At 64.4% G+C, this 26,037-nt stretch carries 22 protein-coding genes and 1 pseudogene; 13 read left to right on the forward strand and 10 right to left on the reverse strand.

What is annotated here, in order from left to right:
- Window positions 1-11: 11 nt before the first annotated feature.
- The 3 genes from G4G27_RS17445 to pdxH are packed head-to-tail and all read right to left on the reverse strand — an operon-like array spanning window position 12 to window position 2,334.
- Complete coding sequence (locus G4G27_RS17445) at window positions 12-806, reverse strand: PhzF family phenazine biosynthesis protein (RefSeq protein WP_183109813.1); 795 nt, start codon at window positions 804-806, stop codon at window positions 12-14.
- Window positions 803-1,747, reverse strand: coding sequence for a cation diffusion facilitator family transporter (locus G4G27_RS17450; protein WP_183109814.1), 945 nt, complete (start codon window positions 1,745-1,747; stop codon window positions 803-805). Before G4G27_RS17450 ends, G4G27_RS17445 begins: the two co-directional genes overlap by 4 nt.
- Window positions 1,744-2,334 (reverse strand): pyridoxamine 5'-phosphate oxidase, encoded by a 591-nt coding sequence (pdxH, locus tag G4G27_RS17455; protein WP_183109815.1) that lies wholly within the window; start codon window positions 2,332-2,334, stop codon window positions 1,744-1,746. Before pdxH ends, G4G27_RS17450 begins: the two co-directional genes overlap by 4 nt.
- Window positions 2,335-2,454: 120 nt before the next feature.
- Here pdxH and G4G27_RS17460 point away from each other — a divergent pair, with 120 nt between their 5' ends.
- On the forward strand, window positions 2,455-3,351 hold the full coding sequence (locus G4G27_RS17460; RefSeq protein WP_183109816.1) for a Ku protein: 897 nt from the start codon (window positions 2,455-2,457) through the stop codon (window positions 3,349-3,351).
- Between the two features lie 135 nt (window positions 3,352-3,486).
- A pseudogene (gene ligD, locus G4G27_RS17465) lies at window positions 3,487-5,887 on the forward strand (DNA ligase D).
- Window positions 5,888-6,050: 163 nt separating this feature from the next.
- Here ligD and G4G27_RS17470 read toward each other — a convergent pair.
- The gene (locus G4G27_RS17470) at window positions 6,051-7,481 is read right to left on the reverse strand and encodes a carotenoid oxygenase family protein (RefSeq protein WP_183109817.1); all 1,431 of its coding nucleotides are present in this window, start codon (window positions 7,479-7,481) and stop codon (window positions 6,051-6,053) included.
- 69 nt (window positions 7,482-7,550) lie between these two features.
- Between G4G27_RS17470 and G4G27_RS17475 the strand changes: the two genes are divergently transcribed.
- From G4G27_RS17475 to aroC, 8 genes are all read left to right on the forward strand, one after another.
- Window positions 7,551-8,144 carry a TetR/AcrR family transcriptional regulator gene (locus tag G4G27_RS17475; protein ID WP_183109818.1) on the forward strand — a complete coding sequence of 198 codons (594 nt, stop codon included), beginning with the start codon at window positions 7,551-7,553 and terminating at the stop codon, window positions 8,142-8,144.
- A gap of 491 nt (window positions 8,145-8,635) precedes the next feature.
- Window positions 8,636-11,119: a circularly permuted type 2 ATP-grasp protein gene (locus tag G4G27_RS17480; RefSeq protein ID WP_183109819.1), complete on the forward strand. Its 2,484-nt coding sequence runs from the start codon at window positions 8,636-8,638 to the stop codon at window positions 11,117-11,119.
- A 124-nt stretch (window positions 11,120-11,243) separates the two neighbouring features.
- A complete protein-coding gene (locus G4G27_RS17485) occupies window positions 11,244-12,122 on the forward strand; it encodes a transglutaminase family protein (RefSeq protein ID WP_183109820.1) in 879 nt (292 codons plus the stop codon).
- A gap of 92 nt (window positions 12,123-12,214) precedes the next feature.
- Window positions 12,215-13,162, forward strand: a complete 948-nt coding sequence (locus G4G27_RS17490) for a DnaJ C-terminal domain-containing protein (RefSeq protein ID WP_183109821.1) — start codon at window positions 12,215-12,217, stop codon at window positions 13,160-13,162.
- A gap of 6 nt (window positions 13,163-13,168) precedes the next feature.
- On the forward strand, window positions 13,169-14,137 hold the full coding sequence (locus G4G27_RS17495) for a YihY/virulence factor BrkB family protein (RefSeq protein ID WP_183109822.1): 969 nt from the start codon (window positions 13,169-13,171) through the stop codon (window positions 14,135-14,137).
- Complete coding sequence (gene fabI / locus G4G27_RS17500; RefSeq protein ID WP_275944101.1) at window positions 14,134-14,937, forward strand: enoyl-ACP reductase FabI; 804 nt, start codon at window positions 14,134-14,136, stop codon at window positions 14,935-14,937. Before G4G27_RS17495 ends, fabI begins: the two co-directional genes overlap by 4 nt.
- Window positions 14,938-14,996: 59 nt before the next feature.
- The gene (locus G4G27_RS17505) at window positions 14,997-15,419 is read left to right on the forward strand and encodes an endonuclease domain-containing protein (protein WP_183109823.1); all 423 of its coding nucleotides are present in this window, start codon (window positions 14,997-14,999) and stop codon (window positions 15,417-15,419) included.
- Window positions 15,416-16,483, forward strand: coding sequence for a chorismate synthase (gene aroC, locus G4G27_RS17510; RefSeq protein WP_183109824.1), 1,068 nt, complete (start codon window positions 15,416-15,418; stop codon window positions 16,481-16,483). The genes G4G27_RS17505 and aroC overlap by 4 nt, the downstream gene beginning before the upstream one ends.
- Window positions 16,484-16,758: 275 nt before the next feature.
- On the opposite strand, the gene G4G27_RS17515 is transcribed toward aroC, so the two are convergent.
- Complete coding sequence (locus G4G27_RS17515) at window positions 16,759-17,280, reverse strand: hypothetical protein (RefSeq protein WP_244624391.1); 522 nt, start codon at window positions 17,278-17,280, stop codon at window positions 16,759-16,761.
- A 30-nt stretch (window positions 17,281-17,310) separates the two neighbouring features.
- Window positions 17,311-18,126: a DUF4198 domain-containing protein gene (locus tag G4G27_RS17520; RefSeq protein WP_244624392.1), complete on the reverse strand. Its 816-nt coding sequence runs from the start codon at window positions 18,124-18,126 to the stop codon at window positions 17,311-17,313.
- A 128-nt stretch (window positions 18,127-18,254) separates the two neighbouring features.
- On the opposite strand from G4G27_RS17520, the gene G4G27_RS17525 reads away from it, so the two are divergent.
- The 3 genes from G4G27_RS17525 to G4G27_RS17535 all read left to right on the forward strand — a co-directional run bounded on the left by G4G27_RS17525 (window position 18,255) and on the right by G4G27_RS17535 (window position 21,581).
- Window positions 18,255-20,366, forward strand: coding sequence for a TonB-dependent receptor (locus tag G4G27_RS17525; RefSeq protein ID WP_183109825.1), 2,112 nt, complete (start codon window positions 18,255-18,257; stop codon window positions 20,364-20,366).
- A gap of 6 nt (window positions 20,367-20,372) precedes the next feature.
- Window positions 20,373-21,110 carry an energy transducer TonB gene (locus G4G27_RS17530; protein ID WP_183109826.1) on the forward strand — a complete coding sequence of 246 codons (738 nt, stop codon included), beginning with the start codon at window positions 20,373-20,375 and terminating at the stop codon, window positions 21,108-21,110.
- A 276-nt stretch (window positions 21,111-21,386) separates the two neighbouring features.
- Window positions 21,387-21,581, forward strand: coding sequence for a hypothetical protein (locus tag G4G27_RS17535; protein WP_210275209.1), 195 nt, complete (start codon window positions 21,387-21,389; stop codon window positions 21,579-21,581).
- 37 nt (window positions 21,582-21,618) lie between these two features.
- Here G4G27_RS17535 and G4G27_RS17540 read toward each other — a convergent pair whose 3' ends face one another.
- Genes G4G27_RS17540 through serA form a run of 4 tightly spaced genes read right to left on the reverse strand, consistent with a single transcriptional unit; the run spans window position 21,619 to window position 26,037 of the window.
- Window positions 21,619-22,908: an adenylosuccinate synthase gene (locus G4G27_RS17540; protein WP_183109828.1), complete on the reverse strand. Its 1,290-nt coding sequence runs from the start codon at window positions 22,906-22,908 to the stop codon at window positions 21,619-21,621.
- A 9-nt stretch (window positions 22,909-22,917) separates the two neighbouring features.
- Window positions 22,918-24,024 (reverse strand): ATP phosphoribosyltransferase regulatory subunit, encoded by a 1,107-nt coding sequence (locus G4G27_RS17545; protein ID WP_183109829.1) that lies wholly within the window; start codon window positions 24,022-24,024, stop codon window positions 22,918-22,920.
- A gap of 1 nt (window position 24,025) precedes the next feature.
- On the reverse strand, window positions 24,026-24,412 hold the full coding sequence (locus G4G27_RS17550) for a DUF559 domain-containing protein (RefSeq protein WP_183109830.1): 387 nt from the start codon (window positions 24,410-24,412) through the stop codon (window positions 24,026-24,028).
- A 47-nt stretch (window positions 24,413-24,459) separates the two neighbouring features.
- The gene (gene serA / locus G4G27_RS17555) at window positions 24,460-26,037 is read right to left on the reverse strand and encodes a phosphoglycerate dehydrogenase (RefSeq protein ID WP_183109831.1); all 1,578 of its coding nucleotides are present in this window, start codon (window positions 26,035-26,037) and stop codon (window positions 24,460-24,462) included.

Below are 26,037 nucleotides of genomic sequence, written 5' to 3' on the forward strand. Positions count from 1 at the left end.
GCGCCCATTTCTCAGTCCAGGAAGAAAGTGCCCTCGATCACCGTTATGCACTTGCCGCCAAGGATCACGCGGTCGCCGTCAAGGCGGCAGGTCAAATGCCCACCCCGTGCGCTTGCCTGAAAGGCGGTGAAGCTGTCGCGTCCGAGGCGCTTCGCCCAATAGGGGGTCATCACCGCATGCGCGGAGCCAGTCACCGGATCCTCGTCGATCGAATAGGCCGGCGTGAACACGCGGCTGGCCACATCGGTCTTATCGCCGGGTGCCGAGACGACCGCGACGATCTGTCCGGCAGCGGCGAGCGCGCGAAGGTCCGGCGCAATCCCGCGCACCGCCGCCTCGTCCGCAAGGATCACCAGCGCATAGCCCTTGTCGTACCACAATGTCTCGACTGGCGAGACGCCCAGTGCCGCGACGATCTCGGGCATGTCCTTGGCGACCGGAGCCCATGCCGGCAGCCCGAGGGCATAACCGTCGCCATCGCGGGCGACCTCCAGCACACCGGCCTGGCGGGTACGGAACGTGACTTTTTCGATCGTGCTGTCCGACGACAGCACGAAATGGCCGCTGGCGAGCGTCGCATGGCCGCACAATGCGACTTCTGCCCCCGGCGTGAACCAGCGCAATTCGAAATCAGCCGCGCCACTGGCATCGGGAATCAGGAAAGCGGTCTCGCTGAGGTTATTCTCGCTTGCGATGCGCTGCAGCACATCATCATCGAGCCAGGCGGTCAGCGGCATCACCGCCGCCGGATTGCCCTGGAACGCCAGCGCGGCAAAGGCATCGATCTGCACGAACGGAATTCTCACAGGCGTTTCCCGAACCAGTGCGGCGTGACATCCGCTTCGACCAATGGATTGTCGGTATCGACATGCCCTTCCGGATCGAGATGGATCAGCACCTCGACCTTGGGATAGGCGGTCCGCAATGCGCGCTCTACCCCTTCGACGATGTCATGCGCGGCGATCATCGTCAGGTCGCGGCCGACCTCCATATGGAATTGCGCGAAATCATGGCTGCCCGACCGGCGGGTGCGGAAATCATGGATGCCCTTGATGCCCGGCTGGCGTGCGGCGACCTCGATGAACCGGGCGCGCTGATCCTCGGGCCATTCCTTGTCCATCAACTGGTCGATCGCGTTGCTCGACGCGCGGAACGCGCCCCAGGCGAGCCATAGCGCGATGGCGATGCCGATCAGCGGATCGGCGCCATGCAAGCCGAAATACTGATCGAGGACCAATGCCGCGATGACCGATCCGTTGAGCAGCACGTCCGACTGGTAATGGACATTGTCAGCCATGATTGCGACCGACCCGGTGCGGCGGATGATGCGGCGCTGATAGGCCAGCAGGACGACCGTCGCGAGGATCGCGACGACCGACACGAGGATACCGAAATCGGCATCCTCGTTCGGCGTCGTGTCACCAAAGCGCAGCACCGCGCGCCAGGCGATGCCGGCGGCCGAGGCGGTGATCAGCATGACCTGGAACAGCGCCGCCAGCGCCTCCGCCTTGCCATGGCCGAAGCGGTGATCGTGATCGGCCGGCTCGGCGGCAAGCTTCACGCCGTACAATGTGACCAGCGAAGCGAGCAGATCGAGCCCGGTATCGGCGAGCGACCCGAGCATCGCCACCGACCCGGTATGCCAGGCGGCGAACCCCTTCAGCAGCAGTAGGAAACACGCCATGCCGACGCTGGCGAGCGCGGCCCGCACGGCGAACGGAATGGCGCGGCGCTGATCCTCGGTCATGGGTAGAGCAGCCCTTCGGTCCAGCCATCACCCCCATCGCTACCGACCCGCATGAACAGGCGGCGCTCGTGCAGCCGATGTTCGCGGTCCTGCCAGAATTCGATACGCAACGGGCTGACGCGATATCCCGACCAGTGCGGCGGGCGCGGCACATCGCCACCGGCGAAACGCGCCTCCATTTCGGCAAAGCGCGCCTCGAACGTCTCGCGCGCGTCGAGCGGCCGCGACTGATCCGACGCCCAGGCGCCGAGCTGCGAATCCCGCCCGCGCGTGGCGAAATAACTGTCCGCCTCCGCATCGGTCACCGGCGCGACATTGCCCTCGATCCGAATCTGCCGGCGCAGCGATTTCCAGTGGAACAGCAAGGCCGCCTGGCTATTGGCGGCAAGGTCGTCGGCCTTGCGGCTTTGCTGATTGGTGTAGAACACGAAACCGTCGCGGCCATGCCCCTTGAGCAGCACCATGCGCGCCGCCGGACGCCCGTTTCCATCGGCGGTGGCAAGCGCCATCGCGTTCGAATCGTTCAACTCGGTTTTGCGCGCTTCGGCATACCAGCTGTCGAACAGGGCAAAAGGATCGGTGGCCATGTCCGGCCTTTAGCGAAGCTTTGCCACGCGCGAAACCTGCACAGCCATAGCGAACGGAACGACTCCGCTGCTCAGGGATTGAATCGGCCTCGCAATGAATGAATCGGGGAAGGAAGCGGTATGGCCGCACGCGCCTATTGGCAGGGACAGATCAGGCTCGCGCTCGTCTCGATCCCGGTCGAGATTTATACGGCAACCAAATCGGGCGCGCAGATCAGCTTCAAGCAGATCCATGAGCCGACCGGCAAGCCGATCCATTACGAGAAGGTCGTGACGGGAGTCGGCCCGGTCGACACCGATGAGATCATGAAGGGGTTCGAATACCAGAAGGGCAATTTCGTCCTGCTCGAACAGGACGAGATCGACGCGGTGAAGCTCGAATCGAAAAAGACGCTCGAGCTGACCCAGTTCGTCGACGCCGACGAGATCGACGTGCTTTATTATGAAAAGCCCTATTTCGTAGTGCCCGCCGACGATCTCGCCGAGGAAGCGTTCATCGTGTTGCGCGAAGCGCTCAGGCGATCGAAAAAGGTCGGGCTCGGCCAGCTCGCGATGCGCGGGCGCGAATATATCGTCAGCCTGAAACCGTGCGGACGCGGCATGGTATTGGAGACACTGCGCTACGCCGATGAGGTCAACAAGGCGCAAGCCTATTTCCGCGATATCCCCGACACCAAGCCCGATGCAGATCTGATGGATCTGGCCGAGGCGCTGATCGCGAAGAAATCGGGATCGTTCCATCCGCAGGAATTCCACGATCGTTATGTCGACGCGCTGAAGGACCTGATCGAACGCAAACGCAAATCCAAGGGCGGCAAGATCATCGAGGAGAAGGACGACGATTCGTCGAAGCGCTCCGGGTCCAACGTGGTCGACCTGATGGCGGCGCTCAAGAAATCGATGGAGAAATCGGGCGGATCGACGAGCAAGGCCGCGCCGGCAGCTAAGAAAACGCCTGCAAAAAAGGCGCCGACCAAAGCGCCAGCGAAGCGCGCGCCGGCGAAGAAGCGTGCCTAACGCCCCCTCCCGTCACCCAAGCCCCCTCTTCCGTCACCCAAGCGAAGGCTGGGGTCTCATTCCGCGAGCGCGAGCACCGTTTCAGGGAGATCCCAGCCTTCGCTGGGATGACGGGACAATGGCGAGGGCGTCATAATGGCCAGGTCCCCCGATCCACTCGCGCTGTACAACGCCAAGCGCGACTTCGCGAAAACCGCTGAACCCGCGGGCACGCTCGCGCCGGGTCACGGCAATAGCTTCATGGTCCAGAAGCACGACGCCAGCCGGTTGCACTGGGACTTTCGCATCGAAGTCGACGGCGTGCTCAAAAGCTGGGCGGTAACGCGCGGCCCGAGCCTCGACCCCGACCAGAAACGTCTCGCGGTCCGCACCGAGGATCACCCGATGTCCTATGCGACGTTCGAGGGGACGATCCCGGCGGGCGAATATGGCGGCGGCACGGTAATGCTGTGGGATCGCGGCACCTGGGCGCCGATCAAGGGCAAGAGCGCCAGCGATCTTGACAAGGGTCATCTCCATTTCGTGCTCGATGGCGAGCGCATGAAGGGCGAATGGCTGCTCATCCGCCTGCGCCCGCGCGGTAAGGAAAAGGGCGAGAACTGGTTGTTGCGCAAGATCGACGATGCCGAAGCGGGCGGGGCGGACACGCTGGTCGAAACCGCGCTGACCAGTGTGAGCACCGGCCGCACGATGGTCGAGATCGCGGAAGGGAAGAAGGCGAAGAAAATCCTCCCCCGCCGGGGGAGGATTTCAGACGCCCCAGCTCTGCACCCTTGTCGACACCGTACCCACCGGCAGCCAATGGCTGCACGAGGTCAAATATGACGGCTATCGCGCGCTGATCTCGATCGCGCAGGGCAAGGCCAGGGTCTTCACCCGCACCGGCCTAGACTGGACCGACAAGTTCGCGGCGATCGCCAGAGCCGCCGCTAAACTCCCGGTAAAAAGCGCGCTGATCGACGGCGAGATCGTCGCGTTCAAGGACGGCAAACCCGATTTCTCCACGCTGAAGGACGCCATATCCAACGACGGCGACATGACCCTGTTCGCCTTCGACCTGCTCGAACTCGATGGTGAGGATTTGGCCGCCCTGCCCAACGTCCAGCGCAAGGACCGGCTGCGCCCGCTGATCGATGGCGCCGATGCGCGCCTGCAATATTCCGAGCATATCATCGGCAGCGGCGAGCAGTTGTTCGCGACGATGTGCCGCGAAGGTTATGAAGGCGTCGTCTCCAAACTCGCCGATGCGCCGTATCGCGGCCAGCGCACCAAGGCGTGGCTCAAGACGAAGTGCATCCAGCGGCAGGAATTCGTCATTGTCGGATGGACACCAAGCGACAAGTCGCGCGGCTTTCGCGCGCTGTTGCTCGGCGTAAACGGACCGGACGGCTTCGTCTATGCCGGCAAGGTCGGCACCGGTTTCAGCACCGAGATGATGATGGAGTTGAGCGCGAAACTCAAGAAACTCGAGCGCAAATCGCCGACCGTGAAGGCCCCCCGCGCGGCGGTGCGCGGCGCGCATTGGGTGACGCCCAATTTGGTCGCCGAGATCGCCTTTGCCGAAACTACGCCCGACGGCGTGCTGCGTCATTCGAGTTTTCTCGGCCTGCGCGAAGACAAGGCGGCGGAGGATGTGGTGGCCGAAACGCCAGCCGCGACGCCCGAGGCGGCCGAAATCCATGTGACGGTGAGCAGCCGCGACCGGCTGATCTTCCCGGATTCGGACGTCACCAAGGGCGATCTCGCCGATTATTATGCGCAGCTCGCGCCCGCCATGCTGCCCTGGACCGCGAACCGTCCGATCAGCCTGGTGCGCTGCCCGCAGGGTCGCGGCAAGCGCTGCTTCTTCCAGAAGCACGATGCGGGCGCGTTCGGCGAGCATGTCCATCAGGTGCCGATCCGCGAGAAGGACGGATCGATCGAGGATTATCTCTATGTCGACACCGCCGACGGACTGGTCATGTGCGTGCAGATGGGCACGATTGAATTCCATGGCTGGGGTTCACCGGTCGCCACGCTGGAAAAGCCTGATCGACTGGTGTTCGACCTCGATCCCGATGAGGGCCTCGACTTCGAGATCGTCAAAAAGGCGGCGGCCGACCTGAAGGAACACCTGGCCGAACTGGGGCTGACCAGCTTCCCGATGCTGACCGGCGGCAAGGGCGTGCATGTGATCGTGCCGCTCAAACCCGATGCCGAATGGCCGGCGGTCAAGGATTTCGCCGACCGTTTCGCCCGCGCCCTGGCCGAGGCTGAGCCCGAACGCTTCGTCGCGACCATGTCCAAGGCCAAACGCAAGGGCCGCATCTTCATCGACTGGCTGCGCAACCAGCGCGGCAGCACCGCGATCATGCCCTATTCGGCTCGTGCGCGATCGGGCGCGCCAGTCGCAGCGCCGGTCACCTGGAGCGAGTTGCGCGATCTCGATCGCGCCAACCGCTGGGGCGTGCGCGACGCCGCCGAGCTGGTCGAACGCGCCAATTCGCGCGCCCTTGCCGGCTGGGGAACCGCCGATCAGGTGCTACCGGATTTGTGACCCCTTATTCCTCCCTCGCGGAGCGGGGGAGGGGGACCATGAGCCAAAGGCGAATGGCGGAGGGGGCCGGGCCGCAGGCGCAACGCCTGTGGAGAGCGCCCCCTCCACTACCCGCTGAAGAAGCGGGTGGTCCCCCTCCCCCGGTTCCCGGGGGAGAATTAAGTTAAGCCGCCAGCCAGTTCCCGTGAAAGCCCGGTGGAACCCGATGCGGCAAATGAATGCTCGCCACCGGCTCTCCCGCGAAGGACCGGGCATCGAGGATGACCAGATCAGTCGTCTGACGCGGCAGGTCGACGACCAGACCGATGACCCATCCCTCGTCCTCGGCCGCGTCCTCACGCGCCGGTACGAAGACAAACTCACCCGGATACCGTCCAGTGCCGAAGTCATGCACCTCGCGCGTCCCCGTCTCCAGGTCGTGCTTCAAAATGAAAGTCTCGCCGATAAAGCTGTCGTCCTTCGCCGGCAGGCCAAGCGTATAGGCATAACGATAAGGCTGGCCGAAGCGGCGCTCGTCGGGGCGGGGAAATTCCTGCGGCGTGGCGTCGATCGTACGGCGCTCGACCGTGCCGGCCACCGGATCGATCGTCCAGCGCTCCAGCCCACGCGACATGGCGTCCGGGCCGACCGTGCTGTCGGCGAACATCGTGTCATAGACCACCGCGTCCATCACCACCCGGCCATCGGGCAGGTCGAACGCATTGGCGACGTGGAATATATAACTGGGGTCGACATCGACCCAGATCGTCTCGTCACCCCGGCCATCCCGTGGCAACAGCCCGATCCGTGCCTGATGATCGGGGTTCCAGCGATAGGGAAAGCTGTGGCCGGCGATCAGCGACTTCATCGAGAAGGTCACCGGCAGGTCGAGGATCACCGCGAACCGCGCGGTGATCGCGCAATCATGGATCGACGGCCCATGCTTCACCTTGATCGGCTCCTCGCGCACCACCAGCCCTTCGGGTGAAAGAACCACATGGCGGATCGTCTCAGGGTCGGTCGCTTCATAAGCGATCGCATGCTGCTCGCCGGTCAGCGGATCGCGGTGCGGATGCGCGGTGAAGCTGCCGGTCAGCGTGTCGTCGAACGGGTTGTAGGTCTGCTCGTCGAGCGTGTCGGACAGCTCGACCGGATAGCTCCCCGCCTCGACCAGCGCGAAAGTGCGGCCGGCGATCGCCAGTATATTGGTGTTGACCGTATCGAATCCGCCATGACGCGGCCCCGGCGCTGGAGGCTCGCCCAGCCCATCGGCAGCGCGGCGCGACCGGATCCAGCGGTTGCGATACCAGAGCGCCTTGCCCTCCCGGATCGCCACGCCATGCACCATGCCGTCACCGGTGAACCAGTGATAACCGGCGGGATCGGGCGCGACCGGGTTCGGGCCGATGCGCAGATAACGCCCATCGAGAATCGCCGGAATCGTGCCGGTCACCGGCAGATCCTCCAGCGTCACTTCCTCGGCCATCGGCTGGTGGATGCCGGTCAGAAAGGGATGATCGATATCGGTATCGAGCCGTTTGCGGTTGAATTCGGCGACAACGCCGATGCTCTTGGTCACCGTGCTGCGGATTGCGGTTTCGATCATGCCTGCCATTATGGCCTCCCAATGACGGGTTATATGTCTACAAGTTGACGGTGTTCACATAAAGCGTAAAAGGTAACAGTGTCAACATTAGAATCGCCTGCCCCCAAAAAAGCCTATCATCACGGTGATCTGCGTGCGGCGCTGATCGATGCCGGCCTCACCTTGCTGGAAACCCGCGCTGGCCAGGGAAATGGCGATGACCTGTCGCTGCGCGAGGTGGCGCGCGCGGTCGGGGTAAGCGCGACGGCGGTCTATCGTCATTTTCCCGACAAGGGTGCGTTGATGGCGGCACTCGCGGCCGAGGGGCTGGCGCGGCTGGCGGTCGTGCAGCACGCGGCGTCGGATGCGGCCGGCGGCGGCGTCGCCGGGTTCGGCGCGACCGGTGCGGCTTATGTCCGGTTCGCGCTCGCCAATCCCGCCTTGTTCCGGCTGATCTTTGCCAATCCAGCCTCATTCCACCTGCACCCCGACGGACAGGAGGACGACGCGATGGCGTTCCTGCGCGCCAATGCCGCCTTGCTGGCGAAGGGAAAAGGCGGCGATGCGCAAGTAATCGCGCTCCAGGCTTGGGCGATCGCGCATGGACTGGCGATGCTGATGCTCGACGGTCAGGTGCCGGTCGACGACGCGTTGATCGATCGGGTGATCGACACGGACGCTATCTCGGGCTGATCCACGGTTGGTGCCGCAATCCGCGTGTTCGATTCACATCGCTCTCGGGCGTCGTCATGTATGGGCGCGTCGCACATAAGCTCATCCGACGGACCCTTTGAATCGACCAGATATGGGAATCGACCAGGCCATGACGCTCCTCACCATTTCCCGATTTTCCCGTAAGCGAGCGACATTTTTCCCGTCGCGCCGTGTCGGTTTTCCCGCAGTTTTTCCCGTGGTTTCCCGTAGAATTCGCAAAAAAGCATCTTCCCGTAAAACCTCCCGTCGCTACGGGAACTCGAACTGCGTCTGGGCATGAAATACGCTGCGATTTCAGCGCGGATCGCGACTCAAATCAGAATCGCCGCTGGCGGTTGGAACAGCCGCGCTTGCGACAAGCTTGTTGCACCCGCGAAGGGATTGTGGTCGAGTCGCCATGAAGTGCGGGGAACGACGATGGCGCGGATATGTCCAACACGCGGCCCCGATGGGCGCAGCCGATAGAGCCGATGGCCAGCCTCGCCGCACCTTCCCTGCTTGATCCGGGCACGCATGCCGCGCGCTGGATCGCGGACTATTGCGGACAGAAACTCCAGGGTGACGTGCTCTGCGCAAAGGCCGACGATCCGGCCTGGACCGCGATGTTCGAGGAACTGGCGGCGGTCGCGGGCGACGATCTAGCGCATGCGCGTGAGCGCGTGCAGCGCCATGCCGAGGATATCGGCACCGGTTTCCGCATCATCGGCGAGAGCGAGGAGCGCCCCTGGCCGGTCTCGCCCGTCCCGTTGCTGATCGATGGCGAGGAATGGCGCGGCATCGCCGCCGGCGTGGTACAGCGCGCCGAGCTGATGGAGACCATCCTCGAGGATCTCTATGGCGATGCGAAGCTGGTCGAGCGCGGACTGATCCCCGCCGCGCTGATCGGCGGCAGCCCGTTCTTCCTGCGCCCGATGGCCGGGTTGGTGCCACCCGGCGGTTATCAACTGCATTTCGTCGCGATCGATCTGGGGCGCGGGCCGACCGGCGAGTGGCGCGTGCTCGCCGATCATCTGCGCGCGCCGGCCGGCGCGGGTTACGCGCTGGAGAACCGGCTGGCCGTGTCGAGGACACTGGGCGGGCTGCAGTCGCGGCTCAATGTCGAGCGCCATGCGCCGTTCTTCGCGGCGTTTCGTGAGGGGCTGGCGGCGGTTTGCCGGCGGGTCGAACCGCGTATAGGCCTGCTCACGCCGGGCCGGTTCAGCCCAAGCTATACCGAACAGGCCCATCTCGCGCGCTATCTCGGGCTGTTGCTGGTCGAGGGCGCCGACCTCGCGGTGCTTGAGGACAAACTCTATGTCCGCACGATCGGCGGGCTCAAACGCGTCGATGCGCTGTGGCAACGCAGCGATCCGCGCATGCTCGATCCGCTCGCGTTCGATTCGCATTCGAAGATCGGCGTTCCCGGACTGATCGACGCGATGGCCGCCGGCGAAGTGGTCATCTCCAACGCACCTGGCGTCGGCGTACTCGAATCGCCGGCGTTCGGCGCGTTCCTGCCCCAGCTCGCAATGCGCCTGACCGGGCGTGACCTGTTACTGCCCAATATCGCGACCTGGTGGTGCGGTCAGGACAGCGAGCGCGCGCGGGTCATCGAGGATTTCGACGCAATGCTGATCGGCCCGGCCTTCGGCGTGGCGCCGCTTGGGCTGTCCGATGGCCAGCCAAAGCCGGGATCGGAGATCACCGGCGCGGCGCGCGCGGCGTTGATGGCGGATATGGCGCAGCGGCCGCAGGATTATGTCGGACAGGAGATCGTGCGCCTGTCGACCATGCCGGTGGTCGCAGACGCGGCACTGGTCGCGCGGCCCTTCACCCTGCGTGTCTTCGCGGCGCGCGGCGCGGACGGCGCCTGGACGGTGATGCCCGGCGGTTTCGCACGCATCGGCGAGCATCCCGATCCGCGCGCGGCGGTGATGGGGGAGGGCAGCTGGTCGGCCGATGTCGTGATCCATGGCGATGACGCCGTCGCGCCCGTATCGCTCCTGCCGACCACCGAATCGGTCCATGTCCGGCGCAATCCCGGCACCTTACCGAGCCGCGTCGCGGACAATTTCTTCTGGCTTGGCCGATATCTCGAACGCGGCGAGGCGCTGCTCAACGTGATCCGCGTGATGCTCGGCAATTCGATCGATGCCGATGCCGGCGCGGCGCTCGGGCCGCAGACGGTCGGCCGGCTGGTCGGGCTGGTCGTGAATGGCGGTGGCGCACCGCACCCCGCCAGCCTGCGTCGTGCCGACCTTGCCGCCTTCACCCGCACCGCGCTGGAGGCCGAGCAACGCTGGCACAGCGTGCGCGCGATTAACCGGCTGGCGTGCGGCATTGGCCAGGGCTCGCGCGACCGGCTCTCCGCCGACATGGTGCGTTTGCTCGATGCGCCATTCCCGACGCGAGGCGGCATGCTCGACCGCGCCGGATCGCTGCAACGCCGCTACGCCGCGCTATCGGGCCTGTCGGCCGAGCATATGGGGCGGACCGCCGCTTGGCGTTTCCACGACCTTGGACGGCGCATCGAACGCGCGCTGGCGATCACCCGCGCCTTGCGCGCCTTTGGTATGCCGCAGGGCAGCGTCGACGACCTGTCCACCCTGCTCGATCTGGCCGACAGCCAGATCAGCTATCGCCAGCGTTATCTGACCGGGATCGCCCGGATTCCGGTGGTCGACCTGGTCGCACTCGACCCGGGCAATCCGCGCGCGCTGGCGTTCCAGATCGACCATATCTGCGAGCATGTCCGCGCGCTGCCGGTGCTCGAGGATGACGGCATGGACGAACCGCAACAGGCGATGGCCGCCGGGCTCGTCGCGATCGTCTCGACCGCGACCGCGGTGAACCTGACTGAGGAATCGCTCGGCGATCTGGAGCGTCGCTTGTTCGCGCTCTCCGATGCGATCGCGCGGCGTTATTTCCTGCAAGGCGCGGAACCCCTGCGCGCGGCGGGGATGACGCTGGCGTGACGGCAGCTCACTCAGCCGCTCGCCCTGAGCTTGTCGAAGGGCCGTTCTTCTTCTCTCCAGCCGGGGAAAAAGAACGGTGCTTCGACAAGCTCAGCACGAACGGAGATGGGCGGGCGTTCACCTCATGATCTACGATATCCGCCACATCACCCGCTTCGATTATGGCGCGAACGTCAAGTTCGCGCGCTGCAATCTGCGTCTCAAGCCGATCCACTGGTCGGGCCAGGTGCTTGAAAGCTATCGCCTGAGCATCTCGCCCTCGGGCCGCTGCGCGCCGGCCCGCGCGGAAGCCGGTCTCGCCAATGTCATGCGGTTGGTGGTCGAGGAGCCGGTGCGCCATCTCGTCATCGAAAGCGTGTCGCGCATGACGGTCGACCGGCCGGTGCCGATGCCCTCGCGCGATGATCCGACACTGGCGCAGATCGCCGATGCCGCGCGCGCCAGCCGCGATGCGTCGCCGGCCGGCCCGGCGAGTTACATGTTCCCCTCGCCGCTGATCCCGCTCGACCGCGATATCGCCGAGTGGTGCGCGATCGATCTCGATCCCGACCGGCCCTGTCTCGACGCGGCGATCGCGCTCGCGCGCCGGATCCAGGAGGAGTTCGAATTCGACGCCGAGGCGACCCTGGTCGACACCGTCCCGCACGAGGCGTTCGAGAAACGGCGCGGCGTGTGCCAGGACTTCGCACAGATCATGATCACCGGCCTGCGCGCCGCCGGCCTGCCCGCCGCTTATGCGTCGGGCTATATCCGCACCATCCCGCCGCCCGGCCAGGAACGGCTGGTCGGCGCCGACGCGACTCATGCCTGGGTGCTGTTATGGTGCGGGCCCGATCTTGGCTGGGTCGGGGTCGACCCGACCAACGGCATCTGGATGGCGGGCGATCACATCGTCATGGCGATCGGCCGCGACTATGCCGAGATCGCGCCGATCGACGGCATCGTGCTCGGATCGGGCGCGCAGAAGATGGACGTGAGCGTCGATGTCGCGCCACTCGCCTGATTCATCACGCCTTATTGGAGCCGGGCGAATTGCACTTGGCCCATTCATCCCCCAAATAGGTCGCGGAATACCAAACGCATTCGGGGAATGAAGTGGCCGATCCTTACGCAACGCTTGGCGTGCCGCGCACCGCCAGCGAGGCAGACATCAAGAAAGCCTATCGCAAGCTCGCCAAGGAGCTGCATCCCGATCGCAACAAGGACAACCCCAAGGCGAGCGAGCGGTTTAGCCAGGCGACCAACGCCTATGACCTGCTCAACGACAAGGACAAGCGCGCGCGCTTCGACCGCGGCGAGATCGATGGCGAGGGCAATCCGGCATCGCCCTTTGGTTTCGGCAGCGGCGGCGGCGGCCAGGGCGGATTCAAGCCGGGCAGTGGCGGTGGCGGCGATTTCGGCTTTGGTGGCGACCCGTCGGACGTCAACGACCTGTTCGAAGGCCTGTTCGGCGGCAGCTCCGGGCGTGGCGGCGGTTTCGCCAGCGGCTTTGGCGGATTCGGCCGCAAGCCTCAGCCCAAGGGCGCCAACATCGCCTATAAACTCACCGTGCCGTTCGTCGACGCGGCGACACTTGCACCGCAGCGTATCGCGCTTGCCGATGGCAAGACGATCGACCTGAAACTGCCCGCCGGCGTGGAGAACGGCACGCAGATGCGGCTTGGCGGCAAGGGTCAGGCAGGGCCGGGCGGCACCGGCGACGGCATCGTCACGATCACCATCCAGCCGCATCGTTTCTTCAACCGGGTCGGCGACGATGTGCGGATCGATTTGCCGATCAGCCTGTCGGAAGCGGTACTCGGCGCGTCGGTGCGCGTGCCGACGGTCGAGGGCGCGGTGATGTTGACCGTCCCTGCCGGCTCGACCTCGGGCAAGACGTTGCGCCTGCGCGGGCGCGGTTTCCACGGCAAGGGCGGGACGCGCGGCGATCAGCTGGTCACCTTGATGGTCGACTTGCCGGTCGGCGACGATGCGCTGGTCGAGTTCGTGCGCGGCTGGAAGGATCGCGACACGGGGAACCCGCGTAGTGGGATGGGCGTCTAGGGTTACGTGAAGGAAATATCACCCGAATCCCCCGAGGAGCGCCGCAAGAGGCATGGGGAAGGGCGGCTCAAGCTGAGCCGTCACCTCGCCTTTGCACGGCCCGGCAGCTACACGCGCGAAGTGATCAAGCGCGTTGCGATCGGCACCTATAGCGACGGCTTCGTCCATGCCGGCAACCTCGCCTATCTCTCGCTATTGACGCTCTTCCCTTTCTTCATCGTCGCCGCCGCGGTCGCGCAGCTGTTCGGACGCACCGACGAAGGGCTGCACACGGTCAATGCATTCCTGCGTACCGTACCGCCGAGCGTCGCCAATGTGCTGCAGACCCCGATCCACGACGTGCTCACCGCGCGTTCGGGCTCTTTGCTGTGGTTCGGCGCGCTGGTCGGTCTATGGACCACGGCGAGCTTTATCGAGACGATTCGCGACATCCTGCGCCGCGCGTACGGCGTGCAATTCATCCGGCCTTTCTGGCAGTATCGCCTCTGGTCGATCGGGCTGATCCTCGCCTCGCTGATCCTGGCGTTGGTCGCGTTCAGCTTTCAGGTCATGCTGCTCGCGGTCGAACAGTTCATCCTGCGCGTGCTGCCGTTCGCCGCCGATGCCGCCAGCATCGTGTCGCTGAGCCGTATCGCACCGGCCGTCGCGCTGTTCGTCGCGCTCTACATGCTGTTCTATTCGCTCACCCCGCGCCGCTATCGCGAGAGCAAATGCCCGAAATGGCCGGGGGCGGCGTTCACCGCCGGATGGTGGCTGCTGGTCACCGCCTTGTTGCCGCCGATCCTCAGTACGCTCGGCAGTTATGATCTGACTTATGGCAGTCTTGCCGGCGTGATGATCGCGCTGATCTACTTTTTCTTTGTCGGCCTGGGTCTTGTTGTCGGTGCGCAGTTGAATGCGGCTCTAGCCGAGGGCGATGATGACGGAGTAGAGGAGGACGGCCAAGGCGACATACAGGAGGCGACGGCGGCGTGAATGATTTGATGAAGGGCAAGCGCGGGCTGATCATGGGGCTCGCCAATGATCGCTCGCTCGCCTGGGGTATCGCCAAGAAATTGAGCGAAGCCGGCGCGGAACTGGCGTTCAGCTATCAGGGCGAAGCACTGGAGAAGCGCGTGCGTCCGCTCGCCGAACAGCTTGGCGTGGCGCGGCTGTTCGATTGCGACGTCTCCGACATGGCGAGCCTCGATGCATGCTTCGAAAACCTCGCCGCGGAATGGCCGACGATCGATTTCGTCGTTCATGCGATCGGTTTTTCCGACAAGAACGAACTGCGCGGCGGTTATGTCGATACCAGCCTCGACAATTTCCTGATGACCATGAACATCTCGGTCTATTCGTTCGTCGCGGTGTGCAAGCGCGCGGCCGCGATGATGCCGGACGGTGGGTCACTGCTGACGCTCAGCTATTACGGCGCGGAAAAGGTCATCCCGCATTACAACGTCATGGGCGTGGCCAAGGCGGCGCTGGAGACCAGCGTGCAATATCTCGCGGTCGATCTCGGCCGCGACAATATCCGCGTCAACGCGATCTCGGCCGGCCCGATCAAGACGCTCGCCGCATCGGGCATCGGCGATTTCCGCCTGATCCTGAAGTGGAACGAGTTGAACTCGCCGCTGAAGCGCAACGTCACGATCGAGGATGTCGGCGGTGCTGGGCTCTATTTGCTCAGCGACCTGGCGAGCGGCGTGACCGGTGAGACGCACCATGTCGATGCCGGTTACAATGTGATCGGCATGAAAGCCGAGGACGCGCCGGATATCGCGCTGGCGTAAAACCCCTCTCCCTGAAGGGGAGAGGGAGGGGCCCATGCGCAGCATGGGAGGGTGAGGGGATGAAGCGACCACCGGGCGACGAGGCGCTGGAGCGCCAACGACGGCTCAGGCGTGAAGCCACCGAACCGGAATTACTGCTCTGGAAACATCTGCGCGGGCGCAGATTAGCGGGACTGAAATTTCGCCAGCAGGTTTGGTTGTGCGGCTACATCGTCGATTTCTTCTGCGCTGAGGCAAAGCTTGTCATTGAGCTGGATGGTGCCACGCATACAGAAGATGGTGCCAAGACCTATGATGATCGGCGAACCGCCGTCATAGCGGGCGAAGGTTATCGGGTATGTCGTTTCTGGAACAATGACGTGATGCAGAATATCGAGGGTGTCGTGCAACAAATCGAAGCAATCATAAAGGGCACCAACCCCTCACCCTCCCACCGCTTCGCGGCGGGCCCCTCCCTCTCCCCTGAAGGGAGAGGGTTTTGAGCTTCAATACTTTCGGCCGCGTCTTCCGCTTCACCACCTGGGGGGAAAGTCACGGCCCTGCCTTGGGCGCGATCGTCGATGGCTGCCCACCAGGGCTGGCGCTGACCGAGGCCGATATCCAGCCTTTCCTCGACAAGCGCCGACCGGGCACGTCGCGTTTCACCACGCAGCGTCAGGAACCGGATCAGGTGCGTATCCTGTCGGGCGTGTTCGAGGGCAAGACGACGGGCACGCCGATCAGCCTGATGATCGAGAATGTCGATCAGCGCTCAAAGGATTATTCGGAGGTCGCGCTGGCCTATCGCCCCGGCCATGCCGATTACGCCTATGACGCCAAATACGGCTTTCGCGACTATCGCGGCGGCGGGCGGTCGTCGGCGCGCGAGACGGCGGCACGGGTCGCAGCGGGAGCGGTCGCGCGGCTGGCGATCCCCGAGGTCAAGATCCGCGCCTGGGTCGAGGCGATCGGCGGCGACGCGATCGACCCGGCCAATTTCGATCCCGACCAGATCGACGCAAACCCGTTCTTCTGCCCTGATGCGACCGCCGCCGCGCGCTGGGAAAAGCTGGTCGATGCCGCGCGCAAAAGCGGATCGTCGCTCGGCGCGGTGATCGCGTGCGAGGCAACCGGCGTCCCCGCCGGCTGGGGCGCGCCGCTCTATGCCAAGCTCGATGCCGAACTCGCCGCCGCATGCATGAGCATCAATGCGGTAAAGGGCGTCGAGATCGGCGACGGCTTCGATGCGGCCCGGCTGCGCGGGGAGGAAAATGCCGACGCGATGCGCCCGGGCACTGATGGTCCCGAATTCCTCGCTAATCATGCCGGCGGTATCGCCGGTGGTATCGCGACGGGCCAGCCCGTCCGCTTGCGCGTGGCGTTCAAGCCGACCAGTTCGATCCTGACCCCGGTCGAGACGATCGACCGCAATGGCGGGGCAACCGAGATCGCCACCAAGGGCCGCCATGATCCATGCGTCGGTATCCGCGGCGCGCCAGTGGTCGAGGCAATGGTCGCACTGGTGCTCGCCGATCAGAAATTGCTCCACCGCGCGCAATGCGGGTGACGGCCGGCGGTATTTTCGGCCTGCGCTGACCCGGCTCCCCAGCGCAAGCCGGGAACCGTTTTCATCATCCCGGCTCGCCTCCGTTGGTCGCCACCCTTTCCGTGGTCCGTGTTCGGCGGCCTTCGCGGCTTGCTTGGCAGTTTCGAGACGCAGCAGTTTCGGAGCAGTTTCGGGGACACAATACTAATCTATTGAGTATTGTGTCCCCGAAATAGATTGTGTCCCCGAAATAGAACGCCGGACTTGTTCTGGCGTGGCGAGGGAGGTGCTGGTGGTTAATTCACGCCCCCGGTTGCGCCATCCGCCGTCGCGGCACGCTGCGCCGCTTGAGCCGCCTGCTTGACCTTCACCGCCGCGACATCGGCCGCGGTGATGGTGCCGTCCTGGTCGTCATCCATGCCGGCAAAGGCGCGCGCGCCGGAGGCGTCATATTCCGCCTTTTGCATCTTCTGGTCCTTGTCGGTGTCGAGCACACCGAAGCGAACATGAGTCTGGCGGGTTTGGCGCTGACGTTCCTCAGTCCGTTTTTCCGCGTTCAGGCCCGATGCGGCGAGATGCTGTTCCAACCGGGCGGAATATTCGGCGAGATATTCCGCGTCGGACACCCAGCCATCGCGATTGGCGTCGGTCGCCGCGAAGCGCGCGGTGCGCGCCGCGTCGAATTCGGCGCGGGTCACCTGGCCATCGCTGTTACTGTCATAATCGGCGATGAAGTCCTTGCCGTCATGCGGTGCGGCGGCAACCGGCGCGGCAAGGGTGATGGCGGCGAGCACGGCAACGGCGAAGATCGATTTCATGGTGATAACTCCTGTTGAAATGGCGCGCGGTCAGGCCGCGTCGAAAGCAAGGGTGTAGGTGTAGCTGCGCCACGGGGTCTCCGCGCCGGCCGGTGCCGCCGCGCGATGGCGCGCCAGAATGAGATAGGTGCCGGCATCGTCCGGCTTGAGCGTGAAGCGGCCGGCGGCATCGCTTTTCGCCGTCGCCGCGATCTTGCGCCCGTCATGGACGCCCGCGCTGCGGAACAGGGTTATGTCCGCACCGGCGAGCGGCTTGCCGTCGAACAGCAGTACGAAATCGGCCGCGCTGCCCGCGCTGATGCTGTTCGGATGCGTCACGGCCTGAATCTCCAGCGCGGTGCCGACCGGCTTTAGCGCCCCCTGTGTAATGTCGCCGCGCGTCACATAAGCATCGGCCAGGGTCATGCTCTGCACCTCGACCGGCGTCGCGCCGGCTGGCGCCGGGCCGCCATTCTCGGCACGCATCACCCATTTCCCGTCCTCGCGGTACATCGTCGCCTTGCGACCGGCGCGCTGACCGGTGGTGATGCGATAGGTGCCGTCCCCCTTCAGGTCGGCCTCAAAGACCGACAGGTCACGCAGATAGGTGACCGGGCCGACATCCCCTCGCGCACCGTCCGGCCGGAGCAAATGGAACGGCGCGTCGCGCATCGCCACTTCCGGCACAAAGGCGTCCTCCGCGAAGGACGATTCGACCGTCACATGATCGTCCTTGCCGACGTCGAACACGGTCGGAAGGACATAGGGCATATGGGCGCTGGCAATGCCCGCACCCAGACTCACACCCACACTCAGAACGGCCACGATCGACACGATTCTGGCGGCGGAACTCATCAATCGCTTCATGTTTTCTCCCCATCTGGACGCGCTGATATAGATATTGAGAATCACTTGCAATATCATTTACGCGCTGTATGGCATCGCCCGTCGAGGCTGACCATCGCTTCAGCCCGCGGGATTTTTGGGGACATCAGATGACGAACAGGAAAGCGCCGCTCCTTGCCGGGATCGCATTGATGGTATTTTCGGCACCCGCCGTTGCGCAGGAAAGCGCGACCGCAGACCCGCAGTCGGCGGAGGATGAGGGCGCCGGAACGACGCAATTGTCGCTTGATCGGCTGGTCATCTCCGCCGGTACCGAAAAGGTGGCGATCGACACGCCGCAGGCGGTCACTGTGCTGGATCAGGACGATATCGACCAGACCCAGGCAAGTACGATGGGCGATTTGCTGGAAGGGATTCCGGGCGTGAACGTCCAGGGCGGCGTCGGCGCGCTGGGACAGGGTTTCAACATTCGCGGCATGGGCACGGCGATCGGTGATTCGGACAATCGCATCCTGATCACGGTCGATGGCGTGACCAAATTCTACGAACAATATCGCATGGGCGCGTTCTTCAGCGAACCCGAACTGTACAAGCGAGTGGAGGTGCTGCGTGGCCCGGCTTCATCGACTCTGTACGGCGCCGGCGCACTGGCCGGGGTGATCAATTTCACCACCAAGGATGCGTCGGACTTTCTCAAGGACGGGGATCCACTGGCAGTCCGGCTGAAGGCGGCGACCGAAACCAATGCGGAGGGTCATACCCTGTCGGGTATTGTCGCGATCGAACCGCTGAACGGCGTGGAATTGCTCGGCAATTACAACTATCGGCGCAGCGAGGATTATAAGGACGGCAATGGCAATGTGGTTCCGGCCTCCTCCGCACAATCCGATAATTTCCTGCTCAAGGGTCGCGTCTCGATCGGCGGCAATCGCAAGCACGCCATCTCGGCCTCGTATCAGGACTGGGTCAGCGACGGGCCGCAAGTCTATGATCAGATTTCGGCGGCGACCGGCAGTTCGCTGATGCGTCGCCGGGTCCATGACAGGACCGCCGTGCTTGGTTATGTCAATGATTTCGACGGCAGCAAACTGCTCAACGTCGAAGCACAGCTCTCCTACACCAACACGCTGGTGCATCAGACCGAGACGACGTTCCTCGGCGCCAATCTCGAACATTCCGATTTTTCCTACAAAGGTTGGCAAGGCCGGCTGCAGAACACCAGCAAGTTCGACCTGGGTGGTGACTGGACCAGTTTCCTGATCGTCGGTGCGCAATGGAACGAGCAGCAACGCCGCAATCCGCGCGTCGCCTTTAACGGCACGGTGACGCCGGGTGCCGGGACGCACCCCGAAGGCGACATGACCAAATACGGCCTGTTCGCTCAGCTCGAAATCTCCTGGGGCGACAAGCTGATGATCATTCCCGGAGCACGGATCGACTGGACCGACCTGAAGCCCGGCGCCACGTTGGTCGGCGGTACCGTCCTGACCAGTCGCGTGAAGGACAGCGGCGTTTCACCCAAGATCGCGGCGATCTATTCGCTGACCGACTGGTTCGGTCTGTTCGGATCGGTCGCGCGTACCGTCCGGATGCCCAATATCGACGAAATCTTCACACGCAGCGTCACGCGTCCGTCGAACCCCAATCTGCGCCCCGAAACATCCGATAATTACGAGGCGGGCTTCACCCTGTCGTTCGACGGCCTCGCCGGACGGACCGACAAGCTGCGGCTGAAGACCACCGTGTTCCGCAACAATGTGAAGGACCTGATCATCAATGCCGCCGACGCCGTCGGCACGCCCTATTTCACCAATATCGGCCGATCGCGCTTCACCGGTGTCGAGGTCGAAGCCGAATATGGCATTGGCGGCTTCTTCGCGCGCGGCAACATGTCCTTCACCAACGGCAAGGACCAGCTGACGGGCAATTATCTGAACACCATTCCGGCCAATGATTATCGCCTGACGCTGGGTTATGCCGATGCCAAGACCGGCCTGTCGGGGGGCTGGACCGGCGAGTTCGCCGAGCGCCAGGACAAGGTGACTACAGGTAGTTTCTCGTCAGCGGGATCGGGGCTGTCGACACCTGGCTATAACGTCCATAATTTGTTCTTCGCGTTCAAGCCGCGCAGCGGATCGGCCGAGGGGTTCGAATTCCGCATCGCGGCCGACAATGTCTTCGACGCAGCGTTCCGCCGTCATCTGTCGTCGCTCGCTGCCGAAGGGCAGTCCTTCAAGTTCACCGTCGCGAAAACCTTCTAGTCGCCGATGAAGAGGTCAGTCCGCCTTGGTTTGCCCGCCATCTGCTCGCTGGCGATCAACGGGCTGTTACTGATCGGGCTGCTTCAGCTCGGCATCGGTCAGCAACGGTCGCGCCAGGACCAGCCCAGCCTGACGGTCATGTCATTGGCCGTGCCGCTGGGGGTGGAAGACGCGCCGGAAGATCGGCAGGTGGAACAACAGCAGCCGGCTCAACCCACTACGCCCGATCCGCCGCCGATCCCGTCGCCGGACATTGCTTCCGCTCCATCGTTACCGCTGCCGGTCATGCGACCAACCGCGCCGTCCGTTGCATCGGCCCCGCCCGCCCCGACACCCGAACCGGCCGTGGCAGCGGCATCAGCCGCGGCACAACCAGCGACGGCAGCGGGGGCGACGCTTTCCGCGCCGCGCAAGGGCGCTGCGGATGGATTGAAAGCCAATGCGCCCGCCGGCAACAGCCGCAGCTATGCGGCCAAAGTCCGCTCCTGGCTTTATGCGCACAAGACCTATCCACGGCGGTCGCGGATGCGGCGCGAGGAAGGCGTCGTCCGCGTTCGCTTCGTTCTCGACCGGCAAGGCCAGTTGCTGGAGGGGCAGGTAATCGGCAAATCCGGCTTTGCCGCGCTTGATGAGGAAGGGCAGGCGATGCTTTCTCGCGCGTCACCCTATCCCGCCGCTCCGCAAGACATATTGGGCAGTCGCATCGAATTCACCGTTCCGATCGAATGGCAATTGCCCGCCTGACAGTGCCGACGAAGGCCCTATATTCGCCTGCAAACAGTCGGCGCAGCGAACACCCGTCAGCCCGCGAAATGACCGCGATACCGGTGCCCGCCGGGCGAAAACAGCTCTATCCGGTTCGATGCGCCCAAGAACTTGGCTAATTCCCCGATAACCTGTTGGAGTCGTACGGCAGGGCGAGCAACCATGTCGGACCATATCGGGCGCTAAGCCGTTCCTTTGATGACGCCAAATTAGGCGGCATAACGGGAGCTGAACAACATGCGTATCGCAACGATAATGAGTGTCGCCGTCCTGAGTCTATCGTCCGCCGCACTGGCGACGATGACGACTGCGCCGGGCCAGTCGATGACCAACAACGTCACCAGCAACACCACCGAAACGCCGATGGCCAACGACATGCCGATGGACAACACCGCTACGCCGACCACCAACACGGTCGATCCGGCAGCCAACAGCACTGAACCGAAGTAACACCGACCGGTCCTTCGCGGCGCGAAGGACCGGTATGTCAGTCCGCGAAGGGATCGCGGACCAGGATCGTGTCTTCGCGTTCCGGGCTGGTCGATACCAGCGCGACCGGACAGCGGATCAACTCCTCGATCCGGCGGATATATTTGATCGCCTGAGCTGGCAGTTCGGCCCAGCTCCGTGCGCCTGCGGTGGTTTCGCTCCAGCCGGGCATGGTTTCGTAGATCGGTTCGACCTGCGCCTGATCCGCCGCGTGCGACGGGAAATAGTCGAGCGTTTCGCCGCCGAGCCGGTAGCCGGTACAGATTTTCACTTCGTCGAACCCGTCGAGCACATCGATCTTGGTCAGCGCGATGCCGGTGATGCCGCCGACCGCCGCCGATTGCCGTACCAGCACTGCATCGAACCAGCCGCAGCGGCGCTTGCGCCCGGTGACGGTGCCGAATTCATGCCCACGCTGTCCCAGCCGCTCGCCGGTCTCGTCCTCGAGCTCGGTCGGGAACGGGCCCGAGCCGACCCGCGTCGTATAGGCCTTGGCGATCCCCAGCACGAAGCCGACCGCGCCGGGTCCAAGGCCTGATCCGCCGGCCGCCGTGCCGGCGATCGTGTTGGACGAAGTGACGAACGGATAGGTGCCGTGATCGACGTCGAGCAGCACGCCCTGCGCGCCCTCGAACAGGATGCGCCGTCCGCGCGATCGCGCTTCGTTGAGGTTGCGCCACACCGGCTTGGCGAAGGACAGAACGAAATCGGCGATCGCGCGCAATTCCTCGACCAGCGCGGCACGATCGATCGGCGGCTCGCCGAACCCTGCACGCAGCGCGTCATGATGCGCGGTGAGGCGGTCGAGCTGCGCATCGAGCGCATCGAGATGCGCCAGGTCGCACACGCGGATCGCGCGCCGGCCGACCTTGTCCTCATAGGCCGGGCCGATGCCGCGCCGCGTCGTGCCGATCTTGCCTGCGCCGCTGGCGTCCTCACGCAGCGAATCGAGATCGCGGTGGAACGGCAGGATCAGCGCGCAATTGTCCGCGATCATCAGCGTATCGGGCGAGATCGACACGCCCTGTGCGGTCAGCTTCTCGACTTCCGCCTTCAGATGCCAGGGATCGAGCACCACGCCATTGCCGATCACCGACGGCGTGCCGCGCACGATGCCCGAGGGCAGCAGCGACAGCTTGTAGACTTTCTCACCGACCACCAGCGTATGGCCGGCATTATGCCCGCCCTGAAAACGGACCACGACATCGGCCTGCTCGGCGAGCCAGTCGACGATCTTGCCCTTGCCTTCATCGCCCCATTGGGCGCCGATGACCGCTACATTTGCCATGACAGATCCTTAGAGTGGGCGGGCTTCGCTGCCGACCAATATGTGAGTGCAGAGTTGCGCTTCCGGCGTATCGCCGGCCTCGAGCGCGGCGACGGCGACCCAGCCCTGGCCGCGCATCATCGCGGACAGCGCAGGATCGGTACCGAGCGGCACGAACAGGCGACGGCGGTCGATCGGGCCGAGCCCCGCCGCGACGATCGCATCGGCATAAAGCGAGAAGCCGATCGCCGCTTCTTCGGCGCCGTCCTCATGCACGATGGTATAGCTGCCGCCACGCCCGATCTCGCCGAGCACGCCATCGGCGAAGATCGAAAAGCCAAGCCAACTCTGAAATTCGAAGCCGTGCCGCTCAGTCGGGTCGAGCGTCAGCGCGACGCGGCCCTTGAGCGCTTCGGCGATGCTCCACAGCCCGTCGAGCCGCGAGGTCAGCGCCCCGCCGGCATCGAACGCGCACAGCCGGTTATGCGCCGCCTCGAACGGTCCAGCCGCCTCGATCAATGGCAGATAGTCCGGCGCGATCGCCGCGACCCCGCCGGCGTCCTTGGCATCGAGCCGGTCGCGCAGCGCATCGATCCGGCCGGCATCGACCGGGAACGGCCCGGCGGCGAGGATATCGACCAGGTCGGGCAAGGTGAAATCGATCGACACGCCGGCAACGCCCGCCGCAGCCAGTGCCTCGACCACGACCTCGACAATCTCGCGCGCTGCCGCGATAGTATCGAGGCCGATCAGTTCGCAGCCGATCTGGCGCAGTTCGCGCTCCGGGCGAAGCTGCGACGCACGCAGCTTGAGCACCGGCCCCGCATAAGCGAGCCGCACCGGGCGCGGGTGGTGCCCCATGCGCGTCGCGGCGATGCGACCGATCTGCGCGGTCATGTCGGGGCGGATCGCCAGGGTGGCCTGGCTCACCGGATCGACGAAACGCACCGCATCCTGGGCCCGCGCCGATTTGAGCCGGCCCGCCAGCCCTGCCTCGAATTCGGCCAGCGCCGGATCGACCCGCTCATAGCCATGCGCATGGGCCGCCCCGAGGATTGCCTGTTCGAGACGCGCGGCAGCATCGGCGAACGGCGGCAGCCGGTCGCGAAAACCTTCGGGGAGCAGTGCGTGAGTCATCTTAAGCCCTCTCCCCTCCGGGGAGAGGGTTTGGGAGAGGGGCAGTCCCAAGCGCAGCGGCAATGGCCAGGAGCACCCCTTCCACATTCGACATGACGTCGGAATTGTTGAACCTGATCACCCGATAACCCTGTTGTTCAAGCCACGCAGTGCGCCGCGCATCATATGTCCCGTTGCCCGCATGGCTGTCGCCGTCAACCTCGATAATCAGCTTGCGCAATCTGGCTGCGAAATCGACGATATACGGACCGATCACAACCTGCCGAGAGAATTTGACGCCATCGAAGCGTCTGGCTCGCAGCGCCGTCCATAATTCGCGCTCCGGCTGCGACATCTCACTGCGCATCGCCTTGGCGCGCTTGAGCAATATCTCGTCTGTTGCCGGCACAGCCCCTCTCCCAACCCTCTCCCCGGCGGGGAGAGGGCTTTAGCAGATCAGAACGACAACCCCATCGCGGTGCGCACGCCAGACAGACCGCGCACCTTGGCGAGCAGCTCCTGCGTTACCGGTTCGTCGACCGACAGCAACAGGATCGCTTCGCCGCCGGCATTGCGCCGGCCGAGATGGAAAGTGCCGATATTGACCTCTGCCTCGCCGAGCAGCGAGCCGAGCCGGCCGATGAAACCGGGCGCATCCTCGTTGACGACATAAAGCATGTGGCCGGCAAGGTCGGCCTCGACCTTGATCCCGAACAGTTCGACCAGACGCGGCGCGGCGTCGCCGAACAAGGTGCCCGCGACCGAACGGTCGCCGGCCTCGGTCTTCACCGTCACGCGAAGCAACGTATGGTAATCGCCTTCGCGGTCATGCCGCACTTCGCGCACGTCGATGCCGCGTTCCTTGGCAAGGAACGGCGCATTGACCATGTTGACCGTGTCGGTGTGCACGCGCATCAGGCCGGCGAGCACGGCGGAAGTGATCGGCTTCTGGTTGAGCGATGCCGCCGCACCCTCGACTTCGATCGCGATCCCCGACAGCGCGCCATGCGCTAGCTGACCGATCAGCGAGCCGAGTTTCTCGGCCAGCGCCATATACGGCTTCAGCTTGGGCGCTTCCTCGGCCGACAGGCTCGGCACGTTAAGCGCGTTGGTGACGCCGCCCGACATGAGATAATCGGCCATCTGTTCGGCGACCTGGATCGCGACATTGACCTGCGCTTCGTTGGTCGACGCACCGAGATGCGGCGTGGAGACGAAGTTGGGCGTGCCGAACAAAGGCGATTCCTTGGCCGGCTCAGTCACGAACACGTCAAGCGCGGCGCCGCCGATATGGCCCGAATCGAGCCCGGCCTTGAGCGCCGCCTCATCGATCAGCCCGCCGCGCGCGCAGTTGATGATGCGTACGCCCGGCTTGGTTTTGGCGAGATTTTCCGCCGACAATATGTTGCGCGTCTGATCGGTCAGCGGCGTGTGCAGCGTGATGAAATCGGCGCGCGCGAGCAATTCGTCGAGCGTGACCTTCTCCACGCCCATCTCGATCGCGCGCTCCGGGGTCAGGAAAGGATCGAACGCCACCACCTTCATGCGCAGGCCGCGCGCGCGGTCGGCGACGATCGAGCCGATATTGCCGGCGCCGATCAGGCCGAGCGTCTTCGACGTGAGCTCGACGCCCATGAAGCGGTTCTTCTCCCACTTGCCCGCCTGGGTCGAAGCATCGGCCTCGGGCAGCTGGCGCGCGAGCGCGAACATCAGCGCGATGGCATGTTCGGCGGTGGTGATCGAATTGCCGAACGGCGTGTTCATCACCACCACGCCCTGTGCCGACGCGGACGGGATATCGACATTGTCGACGCCGATTCCGGCGCGGCCGATGACCTTCAAATTCTTCGCCGCGGCGAGGATCGCCTTGGTCACCTTGGTCGAACTGCGGATCGCGAGCCCGTCATAATTGCCGATGATCGCGATCAGTTCTTCGGGGGTCTTGCCGGTGATCTCATCGACCTCGACGCCGCGTTCGCGGAAGATCTGCGCGGCTTTGGGATCCATCTGGTCGGAGATGAGGACTTTAGGCAT

The organism is Sphingomonas sp. So64.6b, assembly GCF_014171475.1.
Classification (GTDB): domain Bacteria; phylum Pseudomonadota; class Alphaproteobacteria; order Sphingomonadales; family Sphingomonadaceae; genus Sphingomonas; species Sphingomonas alpina_A.